10 protein-coding genes are annotated in these 22,100 nt (G+C 69.2%); 6 read left to right on the top strand and 4 right to left on the bottom strand.

What is annotated here, in order from left to right:
• Nucleotides 1-105 precede the first annotated feature (105 nt).
• The 6 genes from VOI27_RS13645 (at nt 106) to VOI27_RS13620 (ending at nt 8,162) form a co-directional block, all read left to right on the top strand.
• Complete coding sequence (locus VOI27_RS13645; RefSeq protein WP_323765910.1) at nt 106-1,227, top strand: Gfo/Idh/MocA family oxidoreductase; 1,122 nt, start codon at nt 106-108, stop codon at nt 1,225-1,227.
• Nucleotides 1,215-2,171 (top strand): NAD(P)-dependent oxidoreductase, encoded by a 957-nt coding sequence (locus VOI27_RS13640; protein ID WP_323765909.1) that lies wholly within the window; start codon nt 1,215-1,217, stop codon nt 2,169-2,171. The genes VOI27_RS13645 and VOI27_RS13640 overlap by 13 nt, the downstream gene beginning before the upstream one ends.
• On the top strand, nt 2,168-3,397 hold the full coding sequence (locus VOI27_RS13635; RefSeq protein ID WP_323765908.1) for a glycosyltransferase: 1,230 nt from the start codon (nt 2,168-2,170) through the stop codon (nt 3,395-3,397). The genes VOI27_RS13640 and VOI27_RS13635 overlap by 4 nt, the downstream gene beginning before the upstream one ends.
• Entirely contained in the window at nt 3,394-4,368 is a 975-nt protein-coding gene (locus VOI27_RS13630; protein ID WP_323765907.1) for a glycosyltransferase family 2 protein, read from the top strand. Before VOI27_RS13635 ends, VOI27_RS13630 begins: the two co-directional genes overlap by 4 nt.
• A 5-nt stretch (nt 4,369-4,373) precedes the next feature.
• On the top strand, nt 4,374-6,470 hold the full coding sequence (locus tag VOI27_RS13625) for an NAD-dependent epimerase/dehydratase family protein (RefSeq protein ID WP_323765906.1): 2,097 nt from the start codon (nt 4,374-4,376) through the stop codon (nt 6,468-6,470).
• A gap of 102 nt (nt 6,471-6,572) precedes the next feature.
• Nucleotides 6,573-8,162, top strand: coding sequence for an exopolysaccharide biosynthesis protein (locus VOI27_RS13620; RefSeq protein ID WP_323765905.1), 1,590 nt, complete (start codon nt 6,573-6,575; stop codon nt 8,160-8,162).
• Nucleotides 8,163-8,529: 367 nt separating this feature from the next.
• Here VOI27_RS13620 and VOI27_RS13615 read toward each other — a convergent pair whose 3' ends face one another.
• From VOI27_RS13615 to VOI27_RS13600, 4 genes are all read right to left on the bottom strand, one after another.
• Nucleotides 8,530-9,837: a chain-length determining protein gene (locus tag VOI27_RS13615; protein WP_323765904.1), complete on the bottom strand. Its 1,308-nt coding sequence runs from the start codon at nt 9,835-9,837 to the stop codon at nt 8,530-8,532.
• 232 nt (nt 9,838-10,069) lie between these two features.
• Nucleotides 10,070-14,632 carry a MupA/Atu3671 family FMN-dependent luciferase-like monooxygenase gene (locus VOI27_RS13610; RefSeq protein WP_323765903.1) on the bottom strand — a complete coding sequence of 1,521 codons (4,563 nt, stop codon included), beginning with the start codon at nt 14,630-14,632 and terminating at the stop codon, nt 10,070-10,072.
• Nucleotides 14,629-15,621, bottom strand: coding sequence for a glycosyltransferase family 2 protein (locus tag VOI27_RS13605; RefSeq protein WP_323765902.1), 993 nt, complete (start codon nt 15,619-15,621; stop codon nt 14,629-14,631). The genes VOI27_RS13610 and VOI27_RS13605 overlap by 4 nt, the downstream gene beginning before the upstream one ends.
• 2 nt (nt 15,622-15,623) lie before the next feature.
• Nucleotides 15,624-22,040: a type I polyketide synthase gene (locus VOI27_RS13600; protein ID WP_323765901.1), complete on the bottom strand. Its 6,417-nt coding sequence runs from the start codon at nt 22,038-22,040 to the stop codon at nt 15,624-15,626.
• Between the last annotated feature and the right edge of the window lie 60 nt (nt 22,041-22,100).

Below are 22,100 nucleotides of genomic sequence, written 5' to 3'. Positions count from 1 at the left end.
ATACCGCCTGACAGCAACGAACAGCCACGAACGGACAGCCGCGCGCATGCCTTTGACACGGATCGGCACGACCCTTCGCCCTGCCCTCGCCTTCGGGGGCCGGTGATGCGCGCCGTGGGTCTCATCGGCTGCGGCTTTGTCGCCGATCTCTACATGCGCTCCTTCGCGCTGTATCGCGATCTGCGGGTGGTGGCCGCGCATGACACCGACACCGCGCGCCTTGCCGCCTTTTGCACCCATTGGGACGTGCCGCCGCAGGCCGATCTGCGGGGCTTTCTCGAGGCGCTGCCAGAGGGCGCGCTGGTGCTCAACCTCACCAATCCGCATGCGCATTTCGAGATCAACCGTGCCTGTCTCGCCGCTGGCCGGCATGTCTGGTGCGAAAAGCCGCTGGCGATGACCCTCGACGAGGCGCAATCCCTCAAGGCCCAGGCCGACGCCGCCGGGCTGATGCTGGCCTCGGCGCCCAGCAGCGTGCTGGGCGAGGCGGCGCAGGTCTTCCTGCGCGAGATCCGCCGCGGCACCGCCGGCCCGGTGCGCCTGGTCTATGCCGAGCTTGACGACGGCTTCGTGCCGCAGGCCCGCTATGGCAGCTGGATCAGCGAAAGCGGCGCGCCCTGGCCCGCCGAAGACGAGTTTCGCGTGGGCTGCACCCTCGAACACGCGGGCTATTACCTGGCCTGGCTGATCGCCGCCTTCGGTCCGGTGCGCCGGGTGGTGGCGGCCTCGGCCGAGGTGATCCCCGACAAGCCCGGCGGCGCGAACACCCCGGATTTCGCCACTGCCACGCTGTTCTTCCATGGCGGCGAGGTGGCGCGGCTGACCTGCTCGATCGTCGCGCCGCATGACCACCGCATCCGCGCCATCGGCGACAGGGGCGTGCTGGCGATGAAACAAGCGTGGAACAACGCCGCTGCCGTGCGATTTCACCCGCGGGTCAATCTGCGGCGGCGGCTGCTGGAGCTGCCTATCGGCCGGCGGTGCAAGCCCGGCGGGCCGAGCCATCCCAAGGTCTCTCGCAAGGGCGCTGCGGCGATGAACTTCGCGCTGGGGCCGGTCGAGATGCTGGATGCGCTGGCCGAGGGCCGTGACTGTCGGCTCGACAACGACTTCGCCCTGCATCTGACCGAGGTGACGCTGGCGATGCAATATGCCGGCGACGACACCGGGCCGCAGGACATGGTGACCCGCTGCCGCAAACCGGAGCCTGTGCCATGGGCGCGCTGACCCTGCTGATCACCGGCGCGGCCGGCTATGTCGGCCGCCACACCGTCGCTGCGGCGCGGGCGCGCGGCCACGCGGTGATCGCGGTGGTGCGCGACGCGGCGACCGCGCCGAAAGGCTGGCGCGACGATGCCGGGATTACGGTGCTCGAAGGCGACCTGACCGATCTCGCCGCCCTGCCCGCCGCCTGCGCGCGGGCCGACGTGGTGCTGCACCTGGCGGCCTCGCTCTCGGGCGATGCCGCCCGACAGGCGCGGGACACCATACAGGCGACGCAGGCCCTGCTGGTCGCCCTGCCCGAGGGCGCCAAGCTGGTGCATCTGAGTTCCATGGCGGTCTATGACATGGCGACGGCCGAGACCGGCGAGATGATCGGCGAGAGCGTCCCGCTGCTCGACGCCGACGCCAAGGCCGACGCCTATGCCAGCCACAAGGCCGCGCAGGAGCAGCTGGTTGCGACCACCGCCGAAACGCAGGGCCACAGGCTCACCATCCTGCGCGCCGGAGCGGTCTTTGGCCCCGACCGGCTTTGGAATGCGCATCTGGGGTTTGCCGTAGGGCCGGTTCTGCTGCGGCTGGCCGGTCGGGGCGAGATCCCGCTCTGCCATATCTCGACCTGCACCGCGGCGCTGCTGGCCGCCGCCCTGCGACCCGCCACCGGACCGATCAACCTGCTCGACGAGGACCTGCCGGACCGCCGCCGCTACCTCGGCTGCCTTGCCGGCAAGCCGCCGCTGGTTCTGCCGCTCAACTGGCGCTGGCTGATGCCGCTGGCACGGCTGGCCACCGCGGTGGCGCCACGCCAACGCCTGCCGGGCCTGCTGCGCCCCGAGGTGCTGCGCGCGCGCTTCCTGCCGGTCAGCTATGACAACAGCCGCATGCGCGAGGTGCTGGGCCTGCGACAGGCGCAGAGCTTCGAGGCGCTGATGCACGAGGCCCAGGCATGACGCTGCTCTATCTCACCGGCGAATACCCCCGCGCCACCGACACCTTCATCCAGCGCGAAGTGGCGGCGTTGCGGGCGCAGGGGCTGACCGTATTGACCGCCTCGATCCGCCGCACCGAGCCAGAGCACCTGGTGGGCGAGGAACAGATCACCGAGGCGGCGCAGACCTTCCACGTGCTGGAGGCGGCGAAACACCCGCTGCGGCTGGCGCGCGCCAAGCTGCGGCTGTTGCGCCACCCGGAGCGGTTCTTCCGCGCCCTGCGGCTGGCCTGGCGGACGGCGCCGGGGGGGCTTCGCAATGGCCTCTGGCAGATGTTCTATTTCGCCGAGGCGATCCTGCTGGCCGATCACATGCAGCGCCACGGCGTGCGCCACCTGCACAACCATATCGCCAAGGCAAGCTGCACCGTCGCCATGCTGGCCTCGGAGCTGACCGGCATCCCCTACAGCTTCACCCTGCATGGCCCGGATATCTTCTTTGCCCCAGAGCACTGGCGGCTGGACGAAAAGATCGCCCGGGCGCGGTTTGTCGCCTGCATTTCCGAGTTCTGCCGGGCGCAGGCAATGATCTTTTCCGACCGCCCGGACTGGGACAAGCTGCATATCGTGCATTGCGGCATCGACCCGGCGCGCTATGCCCCATCCCCGCGCGGCGGCCCGCCGCATCTGACCTTTGTCGGCCGGCTGGCGGCGGTCAAGGGGGTGCCGGTGCTGCTCGAGGCGCTGAGCTTCCTGCGCGAAGAGCTGCCAGAGTTGCGCGTCACCCTGATCGGCGACGGGGCGGAGCGGGCGCGGCTGGAACAGGACGCCGCCGCTCTGGGGCTTGCCGAGGTGGTCGAGTTCGCCGGCTACCGCAGCCAGTCCGAGGTGGCGCAGGCACTGAAGGACACCGATGCGCTGGTGCTGCCGAGCTTTGCAGAAGGCGTGCCGGTGGTGCTGATGGAGGCGATGGCGGCCGGCCGGCCGGTGATCGCCACCTCCGTCGCCGGGGTGTCGGAGCTGGTGGAGCATGGCGAGAGCGGCTTTCTGGTGCCGCCGGGCGATGCGCTGAAACTGGCCGAGGCGATCCGCGCGGTACTGGCCGATCCCGACAGGCGCGCCACGATGGGCAAGGCCGGGCGCGCCCGGGTGGTTGCCGAGTTCGACATCGCCAAGGAGGCGGTCTGGCTCGGCCGGCTGTTCGAGGTCTATGCCGCCGGCGCCACCCATCCGGGCAAACGGCCATGAGCGCGGTCGACCTGATCCTGATCGGCCGCAACGAGGGCGCGCGGCTGGAGCGCTGCCTTGCCTCGGCGCGGGGACAGGCGCGGCGCATGGTCTATGTCGACAGCGGCTCGCGCGATGGCAGCGTCGCGGCGGCCGAGGCGGCCGGGGCCGAGGTGGTGCATCTCGACCTGACGCGGCCCTTCACCGCCGCCCGCGCCCGCCACGAAGGGTTTCTCCATCTCGAGGCCAGCGGTGGCGCGGCGGAGATCCTCCAGTTCATCGACGGCGATTGCGCCCTCGCGCCGGGCTGGATCGAGACCGCGCAAAAGGCGCTGCTGGCCGATCCGAGGCGTGGGCTGGTCACTGGCTGGCGGCGCGAAATCGCCCCCGAAGCCTCGGTCTACAACGCGCTGGCCGAGGTGGAATGGCACCGACCGGCGGGCAAGATCACGGCCTGCGGCGGCGACATGATGGTGCGTCGTGCGGCCTATCTCGACGCGGGCGGCTTTGACGGCCGGGTGATCGCCGCCGAGGATGACGAGCTCTGCTGCCGCCTGCGCAAGGCCGGCTGGACACTCTATCGCCTCCCCGAGGAGATGACCCGCCATGACGCCGCAATGACCCGGTTCCGCGAATGGTGGCAACGCGCGGTGCGCACCGGTCACGGTTTTGCGCAGGTCGGCCATCTGCACCCGGAGTATTTCCGCCGCGAGCGGATGCGCAGCTGGGTCTGGGGCCTCTTCGCGCCCGTGCTGGCGCTCTTCGGCCTGAGCGCCGCGCCCTGGCTCACCCTCTTGGTGCTGCTGGCCTATCTGGCGTCCTGGCTGCGCACGGCGCAGGGGCTGATGCGGCACGAAGGGCTGGCGCCTTCGGTGGCGCTGCATCACGCGGTCTTTCTGACGCTGTCGAAATTTCCCAACCTGATCGGCATGCTCCGGTTTCACCTGCGCAGGTGGACGGGCCGCGACATGCGGATCATCGAGTACAAGTGAGTGACATGGTTTTGAGAACAGGCATTATCGGCGCCGGCTATATCGCCGACTGGCATGCAGATGCGGTGAAACTGACCGGCGCGGCGCGGCTGGCGGCGGTCTGCGACCTCTCGGCCGAGGCCGCGGGCGCGCTGGCGGCAGCGCATGGTGCGCGGGTCTTCACCTCGGTCGAGGAGATGATCGCGGCGGATGTGGTCGACGCGGTGCACATCTGCACCCCGCCGCAGCTTCACCGGGCGCTGGCAGTGCAATGTCTCGAGGCCGGGCTGCATTGCCTGGTCGAGAAACCGGTGGCGTTGTCGGTGGACGAGATGGAGGCGATGGCGGCGGCCGCCGAAGCCTCCGGCAAGGTCCTCGGCGCCGGGCATAATTTCCTCGGTGTGCCAGGCTACGAGCGGTTGAAGGCGATGGTGCGTTCGGGCGCATTGGGCCGCGTGGCGCAGGCCGAGATAAACTGGCATTTTCCCCTGCCACCACTGCGCTCGGGGCCTTACGGGCTGTGGCTGTTGCGCGCGCCCGGCAACCTGTTGAAGGAGCTGGGCCCACATCTCTATGCCTTCGCGGTCGATCTTTTCGGCCCCGTGGAGGTGCTGCATCTTGAGGTTGGCAAGCCGGTCGAGCTGCCCGGCATGGGCACACGGCCGCAGGTCTGGCGGGTGATGGCGCGGGCCGGCGAGGTGGACCTGTCGTTCAATATCTCGCTGGTAGAGATCATGGATGACCGCTCGGTCACAATTCGCGGATCTTCCGCCATGGCACGTCTGGATTATGCCAATGACACCCTCGAGGTGAGCCGCGAGAACACTGCCGATATCGTCGCCAATCCCTTCCTGCGGCAGATGAGTCTCGCCGGTCAGGCGCTGCGCGAAGGCGTGGTGAACGGCAGCAAACAGCTGGTCTCGCTCAACCGCAAGCAGCCCTATGCGCTGTCGTTTCAGGGCGCGGTGCGCGCCTTTTATGACGCGGCTGGCACCGGCCGCCCGCTCGATGCGCGTTTTGGACCCGAGGCGGCGCTGCAGGTGACGCAAGCGATCGATGCAACGCTGGCGGCGCGGCTGCCGGCGCTTGCTGCACCGCAGCTCCCCGCCAAGACCCGCGATCCGCAACCCAAGGCGCTGGTCATCGGCGGCACCGGGTTCATCGGCCGACACCTGACCCGGGCGCTGGTGGCGCGCGGCACCGATGTCCGGGTGCTGTCGCGCGGGCGCTCCGGCCCGTTTGACGATCTGCCGGATCAGGTCGAGACCGTGGCGGTCTCGCTCAGGGATGCCGAGGGGCTGCGCGCGGCGATGGAGGGGATCGAGGTGGTCTACAACCTCGCCCGCGCGCTCGAGACCACATGGGAGGCGGCGTTAGAAAACGATGTCGGCGTTGCCCTCCGCGTGGCCGAGGCGGCGCAGGCCGCCGGCGTCTCGCGGCTGGTCTATACCGGCACCATCGCGTCCTATGACATGTCCGACCCGAGCCAGACGATCACCGAGGACACCGGCTTTGCCGACGACATGGCGGACCGCAACCTCTATGCCCGCTCCAAGGCGGAATGCGAGCGCCGGCTGATGCAGATGTACCGCGACACCGGCCTGCCGGTCACCATCGCCCGGCCTGGCATCGTCGTTGGCCCCGGCGGGCCGTTGCAGCATTGGGGGATCGGGCGCTGGCACGGCGCTGGCGCGGTGCGGATCTGGGGCAAGGGACGCAATATCCTGCCCTTCGTGCTGATCGATGACGTCTGCGACGGGCTGATCGCCATGGGAGACCACCCCGAGGCCGTAGGCCAGAGCTTTACCCTCGTGGGCGAGCCGATGCTGACCGCGCGCGACTACTTCGATGCCATCCACCAGACCACAGGCGCGCGGATCGCGGTCCGGCCGGGCAACCTGCAGCTGTTCTGGGCGGCGGATGCGGTGAAATACCGGCTGAAACGCCACGTGCTGGGGCGCAAGGGGGCGCTGCGCGCCTCGTTGCGCGACTGGAAAAGCCGGGCGCATCTCTCGCCGTTTGACAATGCCAAACCCAAGCGCATGCTGGGCTGGCAGCCGGAAAGCGACCGGTCCCGTTTCATCGACAGGGCAATCACCCGGGCCAACCTGTTCGGTTTCTGAGAAGGTCCAAGGAATATTCTTAATTCTGCCTGAATTCCGGTGTTTGCTGCCGGAGAATGACAAGGCGGGATAAACACGCCGTCTGGGCAAGAGCGATTGAGCATGGAAAAACGCTGGACACGGAAGAAGCGCGCCGCGCGCGAGGCCGGGGGGCAGGACCCGAAGCCGGCGCTGAGCGGCCGGCTCCCGCATGCGCCAGAGCCCGCGCGCCAGGAACGGCCGGAGCCCCGGCGCCAGCCACAACCGGACCCGAAGGCCGCGCCGCCGAAAGACACACCAACTGACCGCACGTCCCAGCCGGCACGGGCGGCGAAGCCCGAGGCGGCCGCGCCCGGACCGACCAAGGCAAAGCCGGCCACAGACTCCGCGCATACGGACAGCCCGGAGGCAGAGACCCCGGTCAAAAGGCGCCCGGCGACGCAGGTTCGCAAGGCTCCGGTCGCAGAGACCCCGAAGTCAGAGACCCCGGCCCCGAGGCCTCGGGTCGCCCGGGTCTCGGTCTCCCGCGTCCCGGTCTCGAAACCGCGCGCCCCCGATTCCGCCACGCCCGAGGCGCAGGTCCCGGCCGCGCCGATCAAGGACGCGTCCGCGAAGCCTGCGAGACAACAACCGGCCGCGACGGAAACGCAGGCGCCCACCAAACGCGAGACGCAGGCCCCGGTCGCGCCCGAGAAGCAAGCACCAGCGAAGCCCCAGACGCCACAACCGGCCGCGCCGGAGACGCAAACGCCCGCCGTGTCCGGGACGCAGCCGGCGGCCGTGCCTGCGCCGGCCAAGCCCCTGTCGCAACACCGAGCTGCGCGCGAGACGGAAGCGCCCGCCCAGCGCGCGTCGCAAACACCGGCCGCGCCCGAGGCAAAGACCCCCAAGCCGGCACAGGCCGCGCCGGAGCACGCCGAGCCCGCCGCCGCGGCGCAACCGGCCGAGACCGCGGCACCGCTCAAGACCGCCGATACGCGCGGCGGCGACGGCACCTGGGGCCGGCTGCCGACCTTTGCGATCGACGCGCCGAGACTGGAGCGCAATCGCATCATCACTGCCACCCGCGAGGATCCGGTGCATTCCGCCTTTGACGTGCTGCGCACCAAGCTGTTGCGGGCGCTGCGAGAAAACGGCTGGACCCGGGTGGCCATCACCTCGCCGACCGAGGGCTGTGGCAAGACCTTCATGGCCGCCAACCTCGCGGTCTCGCTGTCGCGGCAGGGCAATTGCCGGTCGCTGGTGCTTGACCTCGACATGCGTCACCCGACGTTGGCAAAGGTGCTCAACATCTCTGATCCGCCCGATCTGCCGGCGTTCCTGCGCGGCAACCTGTCGATGCAGGAGCTGCTGCGGCGGCCGGCCGACAACGCGTACAAGATCGGCGACCAGGTGGCCTTTGGCACCAATGCGCGGCCCGAACCCTATGCGGCCGAGCTGTTGCAGGACCCCGACACCGCCGTGGTGCTCGACGTGATGGAAGCAGCCCTCGCGCCTGACGTGATGCTCTTTGACATGCCGCCGGCGCTGGTCAACGATGACGTCCTGGCGGCGCGCCCCCTGTTCGACGGGATCATCCTGGTGGTCGGCGGCGGCATCACCAAGCCGCAGCAGATCCGCGATGTCGAGCGGCGCCTCGGCACCGAAACGCCCCTGCTCGGGGTGGTGCTCAACCGCTCCGAAGGCGAGGCGGCCGAGATTTACGGCTACTGATACCGCAGCTTATGTTCCGGCCGGGTCATGATGGTGTCGCGCGGCGCCGCGGCCGCGAAACGCCGCTGGTTGGGGGTGGTGCGCAACCGCTGCGAAGGCGACGCGGATTGCGGAGCGGGATACCGAGCTTCAGATCAAAACCGGGATGCCCGACGCCATGGCCCCGAAACGCCATTGCGCAGGGTCGTACGCCACCGCTCCCCATGCGAAGCGAAACGCAGCGTGTGATACCGCACTTCAGATCAGAACCAAGCGGGAGTGACGTCGCGCGACGCCTCGGCACCTAAGCGCCGTGGCTGGGGGTGCTGCCCGACCGCTCCGAAGGCGAAGCGGCCGAGATTTGCGGCGACTGACACCGCGCTTCAGGTCAGAGCCGGGCAGCCTGGCGATCGCCCGTCCTAAAAGGGTTGATCGTCGGCCAGCGGTCATTGATCAGCCGCAGGGCGGCCGGGATCAGCGCCAGAAGCCCGAGAACCCATCCCAGCACCATGAAGCTGCGCATTCGCCGTTCCCGCCGGGTCTTGATGACCGGGATCGACACCACAGTCTGGATGCCCAGAGCGCGCTCCAGCTGGGTCGAGTTGCGGATCGCCGGGTTCATGATCTCGAGGATCAGCGCCAGGCCGATCGCGAACACCACGCTGGCGACGCCGCCCATGATCGCGGTCTTCTTGCGGCTGCGCGACACCGGGTATTCCGGCACGAGGGCGGTTTCCAGCACCTCGAAGCGCTCGGTCTGCTTTTGCTGCTGCAGGGTGCGGTCGGTCTGGGCGGTGACCTTGCTGGCCGAGAACTGCGACAGCTGTTCGCGCAGCTGGGTCAGTTCGCGGTTGAGGACATTGAGCTCCTGCTCGACCGCCGGCGCGGCGTTCAGCGCCGCTTCGACCACGGCGATCCGGTCGCGCACCAGGCGGCGCTGCTCGGCAAGCTGGGCAATCTGCGATTCGAGCACGCCTTCGCGGGTGCGGCCGGGATTGGTCTGCAGCTGGATGATGTCGCGATCGATGTCGAGCTCGGTCTGGCGCAGGGTGTCGAGCCGCGTGCGCTGGCCGGTGACCACCGTCGGCAGGCTGTCGGCATTCTCCTGCTTGAACCGCGCCAGCCGCTCTTCGATGTCGAGGATCGCCGTGGTCAGCCGCCGCTCTTCGCCGGTAAAGAAGGCCAGCGCCTGCTCGGTCTGGCTTTCCTGCTGCGACCGGCCCTGGTCAACGATCCGCGCCAGAAGCTCGTTGGCAACATCGGCCGCCTGCTGCGGATCGGACATCGACACCCGGATCGTCAGCCCGGTGGGGCTGCCATTGGTCAGCCAGGGCTGGGTACTGTCCATCACCGGGATGATCGCGGTGGCATCGCGGAACAGCGAGACCTTGGTGCCGATCGATTCGTCTTCCTCGGCGTAGAGGTCGAAGTCCTCGATGATCTCGATCACGTTGTCGCGCGCCATCATCCGCTGTTCGATCAGCGTCAGCCGATGCGCCGCATCGGTGCGCCCGGTGCGGGTGTCGATGATGGTGGCATCCTCGATCTGCGCCACCGCGATGGCCTCATAGACCTTGGGCTGCCGCAGCGCGAAATAGACCGAGAGCGCACAGCCCAGCACCGTGATCAGCAGGATCAGGGGCAGCCGCCGGCGCAGCACGTTCTTCAGATCGGAAAACGATCCCAACTGGTTCATGTCAATGCTCCAACACGCGCCCCCGCGAGGGGGCATTTCACCTCACTGGATCGCCGCGCTGCGGTAATCCGACAGTCGGCGCCTCCGGTGACTTGCCCCGATGTTAACCTAGGGCACTTGCTTCAAATTCGCCAGCTTTTCGGCGTGAAAATCCGGAAACAATGCGTTTCCTGACGGAATTTTTCACAATTAATCCAACATATTGCGGCACCCGCCCCGGTTCCGCCAAGGCTCAGGGCACTGGCCTGCGCGCGCGCATCTCGCGGCGCCGCGCCATCGCCTCTTTCCGCGCTGCGGCACGCGGGTTGTCGGGCAGCACCTCGGCGATCCGAGGCTCGGCTCCGAGATTGGCGGGCGGATGCGGTGGCTGTGGCGCGGGTGGCAGCCGCTTGCGCGCAACGGAGGTGCGGGCCAGTTCGGCGATCCGTGCCGAGAGGCCGGCCAGTGTCGGGTAACCGAAGACATCGGCGATGCTCAGCCGTGTCGCGCCCAGTGCCTTTTTCAAGGCCCGATGCGCCTGCACCGCAAGCAGCGAATGCCCGCCGAGGTCGAAGAAATTGCCCTGCGCCGGGATCTCGCCCAGCCCCAGCACCTCCTGCCAGACCGCCGCGACCCGGCGCTGCACCGCTTCGACATCGCCGGGCTTTGCAGGCGCGGCCTGTTGCGGCGCGGGTTTCAGTGTCGTCACCGGGGCTGCGACGGTTACCGGCCTCCGTGCCGCCAGCGCTTGGCGGTCGACCTTGCGGTTGGGGGTCAGCGGGAACTCGGTCACCTGCACGATACGCGACGGCACCATGTAGTTCGGCAAGGCCTCGGCCAGCGCCAGCCGCAGGCTGCGCCAGCTCGCCGAGCCCTGATAGAAGGCGGTCAACGAGTGTTCCTCCTGCACCACCACCACGGCCTGCTGCACGTCCGGCAGGGTTTCGAGGCGGGCTTCGATTTCGCCCAGTTCGATGCGATAGCCGCGCAGCTTGACCTGTGTGTCGGCCCGGCCGAGGAAATCCAGCGTGCCATCGGCCCGCCAGCGCGCCAGGTCGCCGGTGTCATAGATCCGCCCCGCGCCAAAGGGGTTGGGACGGAAGCGCCCGGCCGTCAGGTCATCGCGCCCCCAATAGCCGCGGGTCACGCCCTGGCCGCCGATATGCAGCCCGCCGGTGACGCCCACCGGCGCGGGGTTGCCTTCTGAATCAAGCACATAGATCTGGGTATTGGCAATCGGCCGGCCGATGCCGCAGATCGCCTCGCCGCCGGCGGCCGGCCCGGTCGACGACCAGATCGTGGTCTCGGTCGGGCCGTACATGTTTTCGATCTTCGCGCCAGTCAGCCCGCGCAGCTCATCCACCAGGGCCCCCGCCAGAGGCTCGCCGCCGAGCATGATCTGCTCCACCGAGGCCAGCGCCTTGCGGGTCTCTGGCGAAAGCAGCAGCAACCGCATGGTCGAGGGGGTGCATTGCAGATGCGTCACCCCGTGGCGGGCGATCTGCGCCGCGATCGACTGGTCGCGCCCCACACCGGCATTGCAGCGCCGCAGCACCTCGGCCAGCGGGCGCAGCCCGGCCAGCACGGTGTCGACCGCGATGCCGTAGTCGATCAGGCAGGCCACTTCCGTGACGCCGATCTCCTTCAGGCTCTCGACCCGCGCCACCGCGTCCTCGACGGTGCCAAACAGGCCGGACTCGTCGAAATAGCGCTGGAAGGCAAACTCGAGGATCGCGTCCATCTCGTCTTCGCTCAGCCCGTCAAGCGACAGGTCAAACGCGTGTTTCGCCCCCTCGGGCCGCTTGAAGGCGGGAAAGGCCCAGGCATACTGCTTGATCAGCCCGGCGGCCGAACGCAGGTACTCCTTCATCGGTTCGCGGGCGACCTCGCGCGCCGCCTCGCGGGTTTCGGCCAGATAGCTGTGCAACATCAGCGTGACGGTGAAATCGGCGGGGTCATGGCCGGCCTCGCGCAGCGCGTCGTGATAGAGCGCGATCTTGGCCTGCACCTCGGCGACCGATTGGCCCAGCAGATGGGTCAGCACGTTGGCGCCGATCTTGCCGGCCTCCTGCCATGTGGCCGGATTGCCCGCCGTGGTCACCCAGACCGGCAGCGTTTTCGACACCGGCCGCGGCTGGGTCACCACCGCATGCATCGTTCCGTCGGCCTTAGGATACTCCACCGCCTCGCCGGCCCAGAGCCGGCGCAGTTCCTCGATCTGGCGCAGCATCGCGGGTTTGTTCTCGGGCGGGGTGTTTTCCGGGCGGAGCACGAAGTCATCGGGCTGCCAGCCAGAGGCGATGGCCATCCCGGCGCGGCCATTGGTGAGGTTGTCGATCACCGCCCATTCCTCGGCAATCCGCGCGGTATGGTGCAGCGGCGCGACGCAGCTGCCGGCGCGCACGGCGATGTTCTTCGTGACACCGGCAACCGCGGCCCCGGTGACCGAGGGGTTGGGATAGGGGCCGCCGAAGGCATGGAAGTGCCGCTCCGGCGTCCAGACCGCGCAAAAGCCGTTCTCGTCAGCGAATTTCGCGCCTTCGAGCAGCGAGCGGTACTTGTCGCGGCCGACGCCATCGTCGTTGCCCCAGTAATACAGGCTGAACTCCATGCCCTCGCCCGGCGCGGTGGTCTCGAGCTTCTGTTCCTCGCTGACCAGCACCAGCCGATAGCCGCGCGCCAGCGAGTAGAACAGTTCGAGCACCGAGATGTCGAAGCTGAGCGAGGTCAGCGCCAACCAGGCTCCGGGCGTGTCGCGGCCGATGCGCGCGTCCATGCCGGCGTAAAAATTCACTACGTTGCGGTGCTCGACCATCACTCCCTTGGGGCGTCCGGTGGAGCCGGAGGTATAGATCAGGTAAGCGAGGTCCTTTGGCCCGGCCAGCGGCGCGGGGTTGTCTGACGGCGCAGCGCCGAGCGCCGGGTCGTCGAGGCAGATCACCCGGGCCGCGCTCTTGGGCAGGCTGTCTGTCAGGGCGGTTTCGGTCAGCACCACCGGCGCGCCGCTGTCCTGCAGGTAGAGCGCCAGCCGGTCGGCGGGATAGGCCGGGTCCATCGGCACATAGGCGCCGCCGGCCTTGAGGATCGCCAGAGCGCCCACCACCAGATGCGCATTGCGCGCGGTGCAGAGCCCGACCAGCGTGCCGGGGCCGACACCGCTCTCGCGCAACAGATGCGCGGCGCGGTTGGCGCGGGCGTTGAGCGCGGCATAGCTCAGCTCTTCGCCAGCCGCGACCAGCGCCAGCGCTTGGGGCGTCCGGGCGACCTGTGCCTCGAAAGCGGTCTGCATGGTCAGGTCGCGGTCAAGCGCGGTCTCGGTCCGGTTCCAGCCGTGCAGCACAAGGTCGCGCTCGGCCTCGGGCATCAGCGGCAGGGCTTCCCCGGCAGAGCAGGCCTCGGCCATGGCAGACAGCCGGTCGACGAGGATCTGCGCCATCGCCGGGCTGATCCGGGCGCGATCGTAAAGCACCCGGCCCTCGGCGGTGACGGTGAGCGGCGCGGGCGACTGGCCGCCGGTGGCAAAGGCCACGTCAGGCAGGGTCAGCGCCTCGATCCCCGGTGTGCGCAGGGCGAGATCGGCGGCAACGGCGGGACGCGCCTGCACCGGCTCGATCACGTCGCCGTCGCGAAACGGCACCCAGCCAAGCGCATTGGCGCTGTCGGGCGCCAGACCGTCATGCACCAGAGCGATCCCGGCGCCGTCCTCGCCGCTGGCCGTGGCCGCCCAGCGCCGCACCAGGTCGGCCTTCTGCTGCAGGCTCAGCCCCTCGGGCCAGTCAAAGGAGAGCTCGGCCCGTCCGGTCTCGCCCTGCCCGCCGCCGGCAATCGCCGCGGGGAGTAAGCCGGCGAAGGCCTTGCGCCAGGCGGCATCGCCCGGCGCCAGCGCCTCAGCCAGATCGGTGAGCGCGCGGGCCTCTTCGTCGGTGACCAGCGCCAATCGGTCGCCGGGGGCGGCAAGCGTGGCGATCTCGGGCGCAGAGCCGTCCATCCGCCGCAGCCCGCCAAGGCGGACCGCGCCCTCGGCACAGGCGACGGTCAGGCTCTCCTCCACCGCAAGGACCTCACCGGGGGCACCTTCGACCGAGACAAGTTCGCAGGTTCCGACAGCGTAGGGCGTGCCGCCGATCATCAGCTTGGCGGTGGTCAGCGGGTTGAGATAGTCGCCATGGTCGAGCGCCCGGACCACGCGGGCCACGTCTTCCGCCGGGCGGTCGAAGCGCAAGAGGCCCATCGCCTCGGGGCGGGCATGCCGCCCGTGATACCTGCGCTGGCCCAGGTCCTGCGGCTTGCGTTCCGGGGTGCCGGCAAGCTGGTCCAAAAGCTCGGCAAAGCTCTCGACCCCGGCGGCATAGCATTTCAGGTTGAGGCTCAGGGCAGTCTCGTCGTCGGCAAGGTCGAGGTCGCGGGTGACCAGCAGATCGCCCTCGTCCACGCCGCCCTCGATCATGTGCCAGGCGATGCCATGGCGGCGCTCGCCGGCCAGCAGCGCCCAGACCGGGGCGTTCAGGCCGGCATGGCGCGGCAGCGGGCCGTCGTGAAAATTCACCGCGCCGCAGCGGGGCAGCGCCAGCACGTCAGCCGGCAGCAAATCGAGATTGGCGACCGAAAGCAGCCAGTCGCAGGCCGTACCGGCAAGACGTGCCGCCAGATCACCGCCCGGAGCCACCACCTGCAGGCCCTGCGCCTCGGCCCAGTCGCGCAAATCCGGCAGCCGGGTGACCAGCGCCGCGATGCCGTGGCCGCGTTCGAGCAACTGCTCGGCGCAGGCGCGGGTCAGGCTGTCGTTTCCGACGAGAAGGGCGGTGAATGCGGTCATGGCAGCCTCTTTGCGGAAGGGTGAGCGGCGCGCCGCGCCGGGCGCGACAGCAACGCGCGGACGTGATGCGCCAGCAGATCGCGCAGGAAGTGCGGCGGATCGAGGTCGGGCCTGCGGTGCACCGCCTTGCGCAGCCGCCAGATCAGCGCGCCGCCGGCATGGCTGAGCGTGGCCAGCAGGGCATAGCCCGCGCCGTGGTTCTTGGTGAAGTAGTGCAGCCGGCTGTCGAGCCAGTATTGCGGAACCCGGTCCCAGCGCTTCATCCCGGTCGAGACCGATCCGATGTGCATCACCTGGCTTTGCGGCAGGTAGTCGGTCTGCCAGCCGGCGCGGGCGGCGCGCCGGCAGAGGTCGGTTTCCTCGAAATAGAGAAAGAAGGTCTCGTCGAAGAGGCCGATCTGATCGAGCATCTCGCGGCGTAGCATCATCGAGGCGCCGGCCAGCCAGTCGACGGGTTGCGCCTGCTGCGGCAGATCGAGCGGCACCCGGGACCTGCGCAGCAGGCGAGAGATCGGGCCGAAGCGGCTGGCGCCTTCGAACTCGCCGGCGGCGGTGGGAAAGCGGAAGGCGGTGTATTCCTGCGCGCCGGCCTCGTTGCGGATCAGGCTGCCGGCGATGCCGGTCTTGGGGTGGGCGTCGAGCCAATTCGTGAGGACGTGGATCGCATCCGGCTCGGGAAAAGCGTCGGGGTTGAGGATATAGACATATTCCGGGGCCAGCCCGTCACTGCGCCCGGCGCGGATGCCGTGGTTGTTGCCGGCGCCAAAGCCGCCGTTACGGCCGGCGTCGACCACCCGCACATGCGGCCAGCCCGCCTCGGCCACCATGTCGCGCAGCGCCGCGAACGAGCCGTCGCCGCTGGCGTTGTCGACGATCACCAACTCGGCGTCGAGCCCCTCCATCGCGGTCACTGCCGCGCGGGCGGCCCGGGCGCACATCTCGGCGGTGCGGTAGTTCAACAGGATGCACAATAGGCGCGATTGGCTCATGGTCACTCCGCCGCTTTATCACTCGGGACATACACAGGGTTAGGCACTTCGGCGGCCTCGATCGCGGCGCGGATGCGGGCGGCAAGGACACGGACATTGGGCTCCAGCACCATGGAATCATGGGTGCCCGGCACCTCTTCGACGTTAAGCCCGGGCACCCAGCCGGTCCAGTCGTTGTCGGGCAGCACATAGGCGCGGTCGCCGTCCACCAGCCGGCCACCGGAAACCTGCCATTTGCCGCGCATCGGCGGGCGGAAGAGATGCAGGTTGCCGCACCAGCCGCGCATCGGATAGGCGGCCACGGCATCGTAGAAGGCGGCCTCGATGGCGGCGTTGTGGAACTGGTGCTCGGGGGTTTCCTCGATCTCGACAGCGCGCCGCTTGTCGAGCTCCCAGCGGATGCGGCGGGCGGCCCAACGCAGCGGATAAGCCAGCCCGCCGCGGCGCAGCTCCTGCCACTGGATCAGCGCGCGGTCCTTCAGCGTCAGGCTGCGGCGCACCGGCAGCGGCGTGTCGAGCATGACCACCAGCGCCACCTCCTCGCCCACCGCCTCGAGCTGGTGGGCCATCTCGTAGGCGGTGATGCCGCCGCCCGAAAAGCCGCCCAGCAGGTAGGGGCCCTGCGGCTGCACCTGCCGCAGTTCGGCGATATAGTCGCGGGCGGCCTCGCGGATGTCGCGGTGCGGCTGGTCGTCACCATAAAGACCACGCGCCTGCAGGCCATAGAACGGCCGGTCCGAACCGATCAGGTTGGCCAGATGGCGCAGGTTGAGCACATTGCCGAACATGCCGGCGACCAGGAAGAAGGGCGTGCGGTCACTGCCCTCGCCCTCGTGCATCGGCACCACATGGGTAAAGCGGCGCTGGTCCTCCTCGGTCCCTTGCGGGCCCTCTTCGGCGGCTTGCGGACCGACGCGCGCCGCGATCAGCGCGGCGCAGGCCCGGATGGTGGGCGCCTCGAACAGCACAGAGATCGGGAACTCGGCACGATAGGTCTTCTTGATCATCGCAAACAGCCGCACCGCGATCAGGCTGTGACCGCCGAGATCGAAGAAATTGTCCTCGGCGCCGATCTGGCCGACCCCGAGCAGCTCCTGCCAGAAGCCGGCAAGGGTGCGTTCGATATCGGTCTCCGGCGCGACGAAATCGGTGTCGAGATCGGGACGCTCGAACTGCTGGCCGCCAGTGGGTGTGGCGGCACTCTGGCCCGACTGGGCGATCAGCGCCGGCAGGTCGAGCGAGGAGACCACCAGCTGCGGCAGGTCGGTGGCGAGCGCGCGCAGGAAGGCCTCGGCGCCCTCGTTGGGGCGGATGCCCTGGCCCAGGTTGTGCTGCAGGCGCTCTTCGGCCGGCGAGAGGGGCTGGACCTCATCGGCGGCGTCAAACCGCAATTCGGCGGCAGTGGGTCGCGGCGCGGCGGCGAAACTGCCGGAATCGAGCCGCTTGATCGAGAAGCCTTCGATGGCGACGCAGACCCGGCCCTCGGTGTCGGTCAGGGTGATGTCAAACCGGGCCACCGGGTCGCTCGCGGCGGCCCTGTCGGCGATGCGCACCCAGCTTACCATATGGTCTGGCAGCGGGCCGAAAACCTGCACCTGCCCGTAGGACATCGGCACCCAGAGCGCCGCCGGATCATACCCCGCGATCAGCTCCATCGCCCAGCCGGTGGCGATATCCATCAGCGCCGGATGCAGCGGTGTCCGGTCATCACCGGCCTCGGGTGGCAAAACCAGGTCGGCGATGCCCTCGCCCCGGCCCAGCGCCGTGGCGCGCAGCACCCGCCAGCGCGGGCCGAAATCGAGGTGCATCTCCTGCGCCGACCGCAACGGGATCTCGCTGAACTGACCGCCCTCGCAGCGGCCGCGGATCGCCGCCAGGTCGAGCGGCGGCGGCATCGGCTGCGATTTCAGCGCCAGCTCGGCCTCGGCATGCAGCTGCCAGCCGGTGCGGCCCTGGTGGGTCACGGCACTGCGCACCTGCATCGCATAACCGGCGTCCGAACGGCGCAGGTGCAGGCGGATCTCGGTGTCGCTGTCGTCGGGGGTGTGCAGCGGCCGCAGGAAGGTCAGATCGCGGATCGCATAGGGGCCGGTCTCGCCCTGGGTTGCGAGCGCCTCCGCGGCCAGTTCGAGATAGCCGGTGCCGGGCAGCAGCGCCCGGCCGTCGCGGGTGCGGTGCTCATCCAGAGCCCAGCGCTCCGAGGGCCGCCAGCTGGCCTCGAACATCCGCGCGCCCGTGTCATCGAAAGTGGCGGTGTCGAGCAGCGGCTGGCCGGCGGGCGTGCGCGGCGGCGCCGGCAGATCGCCGGTGCGCTCGGCCACTGCCCGGGCGGCCATGCCGACCTCGGCCCAGATACCCCAGTTCAGTGCCAGCACCCGCGTCTTGCCGCCGTGGCAGGACTGCGCCACGGCATTGAGGTATTCGTTGGCGGCGACGTAATCGACCTGGCCGGCGGGGGCGGTGACGGTCGAGCTGGAGGAGAACAGCACCAGCCAGTCGAGCGCGCCGTCGGGGAAGAGCTGCGCCAGCACCTTGGCGCCGTGGATCTTGGGCGTCAGCACGTTCTCGATGCCGATCTGGGTCTTGGCCAGCAGCGGCGCATCATCGACCACACCGGCAGCATGGATCACGCCGTGGATCGCGCCGAAGCGCTCGGTTGCCTGCTCGGCCACGGCCTGCATCTGTTGCAGGTTGCTGACGTCGGCCTCGGCGATCAGAACCTCGGCCCCGTCAGCCTCGAGCGCCGCGACCGCCTCGATCCGGCGGGTGGTGGCATCCTGCGGGCCGTGGGCCCTGCAATGGCGGTCCCAGTCGGACCGCGGCGGCAGGGCGCTGCGCGAGACCAGCACGATGTGGCGCGCGCCCTCGGCCACCAGCCGGCGGGAGATGCTGAGACCGATGCCCCCGAAACCGCCGGTGATCAGATAGGTGCCGCCTTCGCGCACCGAAGGATCCGCACTGGCGGGCAGCGGCAAGGCGCGCGGCGCCCGGACAAAGCGTTTCGCGCCGCGCAGGGCGGCCTCGGAATTCAGCGGCGGGGCGAGCAGGTCTTCGAGCACCTGCAGCGCCAGCGGTTCGAGCCGGTCCTTGCGGGTCCGGCCTTCCGGCAGTTCCAGATCGAGCAGCGCGGTGGTGACGCCCGGCAGCTCATGCGGGATCACCCGCAGCGGGCCGGCGAGGGTCGATTTCTCGGGCCAGCGCAGCGCGTCCTGCCGGACGCGGGCGGCCCCATTGGTCAGCGCGGTGATGTGCAGCGGCTTGGGCAGGCTCTCCTCTTCCATCGCCTGAGCGAGGAACAGCAGCGAGTAGAAGCCCTGCTCCTGCACCCGGTGGAAATAGGACGAGCCCGGGCGGTGGCCCTCGTCGCGGGTGACCAGCCAGAAATGCGCCACCCGGCTCGGCACCACCCCATGCGCCATCAGGTCGCGGATCAGCAGGTCATAGCCCTCGCGGCCGCGCTCGGGCGCCAGCACGTAGGACCCCTCGCCCGCGCGGGCAAAGGCATCGCCGGGCCAGACCTCGATCACCGTGTGGTTGGCGGCGCGCAGCTTTTCGGCCACCCGGCGGGCCAGACCGGCGTCATCCATGAACATCAGCCAGGTCTCGGGCGTGGTCAGGTGCAGCTCGGTCTCGACATCCACCTCGCAGGCGGCCAGCCCCGGCACCCAGGCGATGCGGCTGGCCCAGGTCTCGATCTCGTCGGAGCGGGTCAGGAAGCTCTCGGGCTGGCTGTCGCGCGCCTCGCCCGGCTCGATGTAATAGGTCTGGTGCTGGAAGGCATAGCTTGGCAGCACCACGCGGTTGCGCCGCGCCTCGCCCCAGATCTGGTCCCAGTCGATCGCCACGCCCAGCGCCGAGAGCCGGCCGAGGGCGGCGAGGAAATGGGCATCATCGGCGACGGCGTCCTCGGGGTGACGCAGGCTGCCCAGCACCTGATTGGCGGGCAGATCGGGATGCAGGCGGGCCAGCGAGGCCAGCGCCTTGCCGGGGCCAACCTCGAGGAAGACGCGGTTCGGGGTCTGCGCCAGCGTGCCGATGCAGCGCGCGAACTGCACGGTGTTGCGCAGGTGGCCGACCCAGTAGTCGGGATCGGTGGCCTCGTCGGCGGTCAGCGGCTGGCCGCTGCGGTTCGAGATCACCGGGATGCGTGGCGGATGCAGCGTGATGCCCTTCAGGTAGGCACGGAACCTGCCGAGGATCGGCTCCAGCATGGCGGAATGGGCGGCGATGTCGATGGCGACGCGCTGACAGTCGATGCCGTCGGCTGTCAGCCGCACCTCCAGCGCATCCAGCGCTGCCTGCGGACCGGAGGCGACCGAGAGCTCCGGCGCATTGACCGAAGCGAGGTCGAGCCCCTCGCCGAGGTAGGGCGTCAGCGCCTCGGCCGAGAGCGACACCGAGAGCATGCCGCCGGCCGGCACCGTATCGAAGAGCTGGCCGCGCAGGTGGACGAGGCCGATGCAATCCTCGAAGGACATCACCCCGGCAAGACAGGCGGCGGCATTCTCGCCCATGGAATGGCCGACCAGCGCCGCGGGTTCGACGCCCCAGCTCTGCCAGAGCCTTGCGAGAGCGTATTCGACGATCAGGATCAGCGGCAGCTGCACCGAGGGCTGCTTGAGCCGCGCATCGGCCCGGTGCCGGTCCTCCTCGCGCGGGAGCCACAGGGCGCGGATGTCGTAATCGAGCTTCGGTTGCAGGATCTCGAGACCGCGGTCGATCCAGTCGGCAAAGACCGGCTCGGTCTCGTAGAGATCGCGCGCCATCCCGGCATATTGCGCCCCGCCGCCGGGAAACATGAAGACCACCTCGGGGCTGGCCTCCAGCGCGCTATGGGCAAAGACCCGACGCGGATCGAGCGTTTCCAGCAGGTCGGCGGCCTGATCGTGGCTTTCGGCCACCAGCACCCGGCGGTGCTCGAATTTCCGCCGGCCGGTTTCCAGCGTATAGGCGACATCGGCAAGGCTCTGCTCGGGATGGGCGCGCAGGTGGGCGGCGAGCTTGCGGGCGTTGGCCTCGACCGCCGCCTTGCTGCGGCCGGTGACGGTGAGGATGTGGAACGGCCAGTCGCTGGCCTCAGAGGCCGGGCGCTCCGGCGCTTCCTCGAGCACCACATGCGCATTGGTGCCGCCGACCCCCAGCGAATTGACCCCGGCGCGGCGAGGGCCGGTGCCCGCGGCCCAGGGGGTCAGCCGGTCATTGACGCGGAACGGCGAGCCCTCGAAATCGATCGCCGGGTTGGGTTTCTCATAGCCGAGGCTGGGCGGCATCTCGCGGTGGCTCAGCGCCAGCGAGGTCTTGATCAGGCTGGCGACGCCGGCGGCCGTGTCCAGGTGCCCGATGTTGGTCTTGACCGAGCCGATGCGGCAGAAGCCTTTCGCATCGGTGGTTTCCTCGAAAGCCTGGGTCAGCGCCGCGACTTCGATGGGATCGCCAAGATAGGTGCCGGTGCCGTGGCATTCGACGTAGTCGATGGTCTCGGCACTCACGCCCGCCATCGCCTGCGCCTCGGCAATTGCCGCTGCCTGCCCCTCGACCGAGGGCGCGAGGTAGCCGGCCTTGGCGGCGCCGTCGTTGTTGACTGCCGAACCCTTGATGACCGCCCAGACGGGATCGCCATCGCGCAACGCATCCGCCAGCCGGCGCAGCACCACCACGCCCACACCAGAGCCGAAGACCGTGCCCTGCGCCCGGTGATCGAAGGCATGGCATTGCCCGTCCGGCGAGAGGATCTCGTTTTCCTTGTAGAGATAGCCCCGGCCCTGCGGCAGCTCGATGGTGGCGCCGCCGGCCAGCGCCATGTCGCATTCGCCGTTGATCAGCGACTGCGCGGCGTAATGGGTGGCGACCAGCGAGGTGGAACAGGCGGTCTGCAGGTTCAGCGAGGGGCCCTTGAGGTCGAGCACATGGCTCAGCCTTGTGGCCATGAAATCCTTGTCATTGCCGGTATGGCGCAGCAGGAACATCCCGGTCTGGTCCACCAGATCGGGGTTGGAACAGACGTTGAAATAGAAATAGCTGCCCATGCCAGACCCGGCAAAGACCCCGACCGGGCCTTGGGCGGCCTCCGGCGGGCGGCCGGCGCTTTCCATCGCCTCCCAGGCGCATTCGAGGAACTGCCGGTGCTGCGGATCCATGATCGCGGCGTCCTTGGGCGAGAGGCCAAAGAACTCGGCATCGAAATCGGCGAATCCGTCGAGCGGCGCGGCATAGGGCACGTAGTTGCGATGGCGCATCAGCCCGGGGCTTTCGCCGGCCTCGCGCAGCGCCTCTTCGTCCAGCCGGACGATCGACGAGCGGCCCGCGCGCAGGTTCTCCCAGAACGCCGCGACAGAGGCAGCCCCCGGCAGGCGCGCGGCCATGCCGACGATGGCGATATCGGTCTCGCTGACCGTGGCGGTGTGATTCTCAGCAGACATCCGGCATTCCCGCAGTGACCCCGGGTAAATGGATACCGGAAGAACTTGGTGAAATTTGGG

Origin of the sequence: Marinovum sp. (genome assembly GCF_034669705.1) — a bacterium.
Taxonomy (GTDB): Bacteria; Pseudomonadota; Alphaproteobacteria; order Rhodobacterales; family Rhodobacteraceae; genus Marinovum.
Note: the sequence above shows the minus strand (reverse complement) of the source record. Positions and strands in the feature narration are given on the sequence as shown.

Coding starts and splice junctions, on each gene's coding strand:
- VOI27_RS13620 (WP_323765905.1), top strand. CDS start 6,573: ATGGAAAAACGCTGGACACGGAAGAAGCGCGCCGCGCGCGAGGCCGGG.
- VOI27_RS13630 (WP_323765907.1), top strand. CDS start 3,394: ATGAGCGCGGTCGACCTGATCCTGATCGGCCGCAACGAGGGCGCGCGG.
- VOI27_RS13640 (WP_323765909.1), top strand. CDS start 1,215: ATGGGCGCGCTGACCCTGCTGATCACCGGCGCGGCCGGCTATGTCGGC.
- VOI27_RS13625 (WP_323765906.1), top strand. CDS start 4,374: ATGGTTTTGAGAACAGGCATTATCGGCGCCGGCTATATCGCCGACTGG.
- VOI27_RS13645 (WP_323765910.1), top strand. CDS start 106: ATGCGCGCCGTGGGTCTCATCGGCTGCGGCTTTGTCGCCGATCTCTAC.
- VOI27_RS13605 (WP_323765902.1), bottom strand. CDS start 15,621: ATGAGCCAATCGCGCCTATTGTGCATCCTGTTGAACTACCGCACCGCC.
- VOI27_RS13615 (WP_323765904.1), bottom strand. CDS start 9,837: ATGAACCAGTTGGGATCGTTTTCCGATCTGAAGAACGTGCTGCGCCGG.
- VOI27_RS13635 (WP_323765908.1), top strand. CDS start 2,168: ATGACGCTGCTCTATCTCACCGGCGAATACCCCCGCGCCACCGACACC.
- VOI27_RS13600 (WP_323765901.1), bottom strand. CDS start 22,040: ATGTCTGCTGAGAATCACACCGCCACGGTCAGCGAGACCGATATCGCC.
- VOI27_RS13610 (WP_323765903.1), bottom strand. CDS start 14,632: ATGACCGCATTCACCGCCCTTCTCGTCGGAAACGACAGCCTGACCCGC.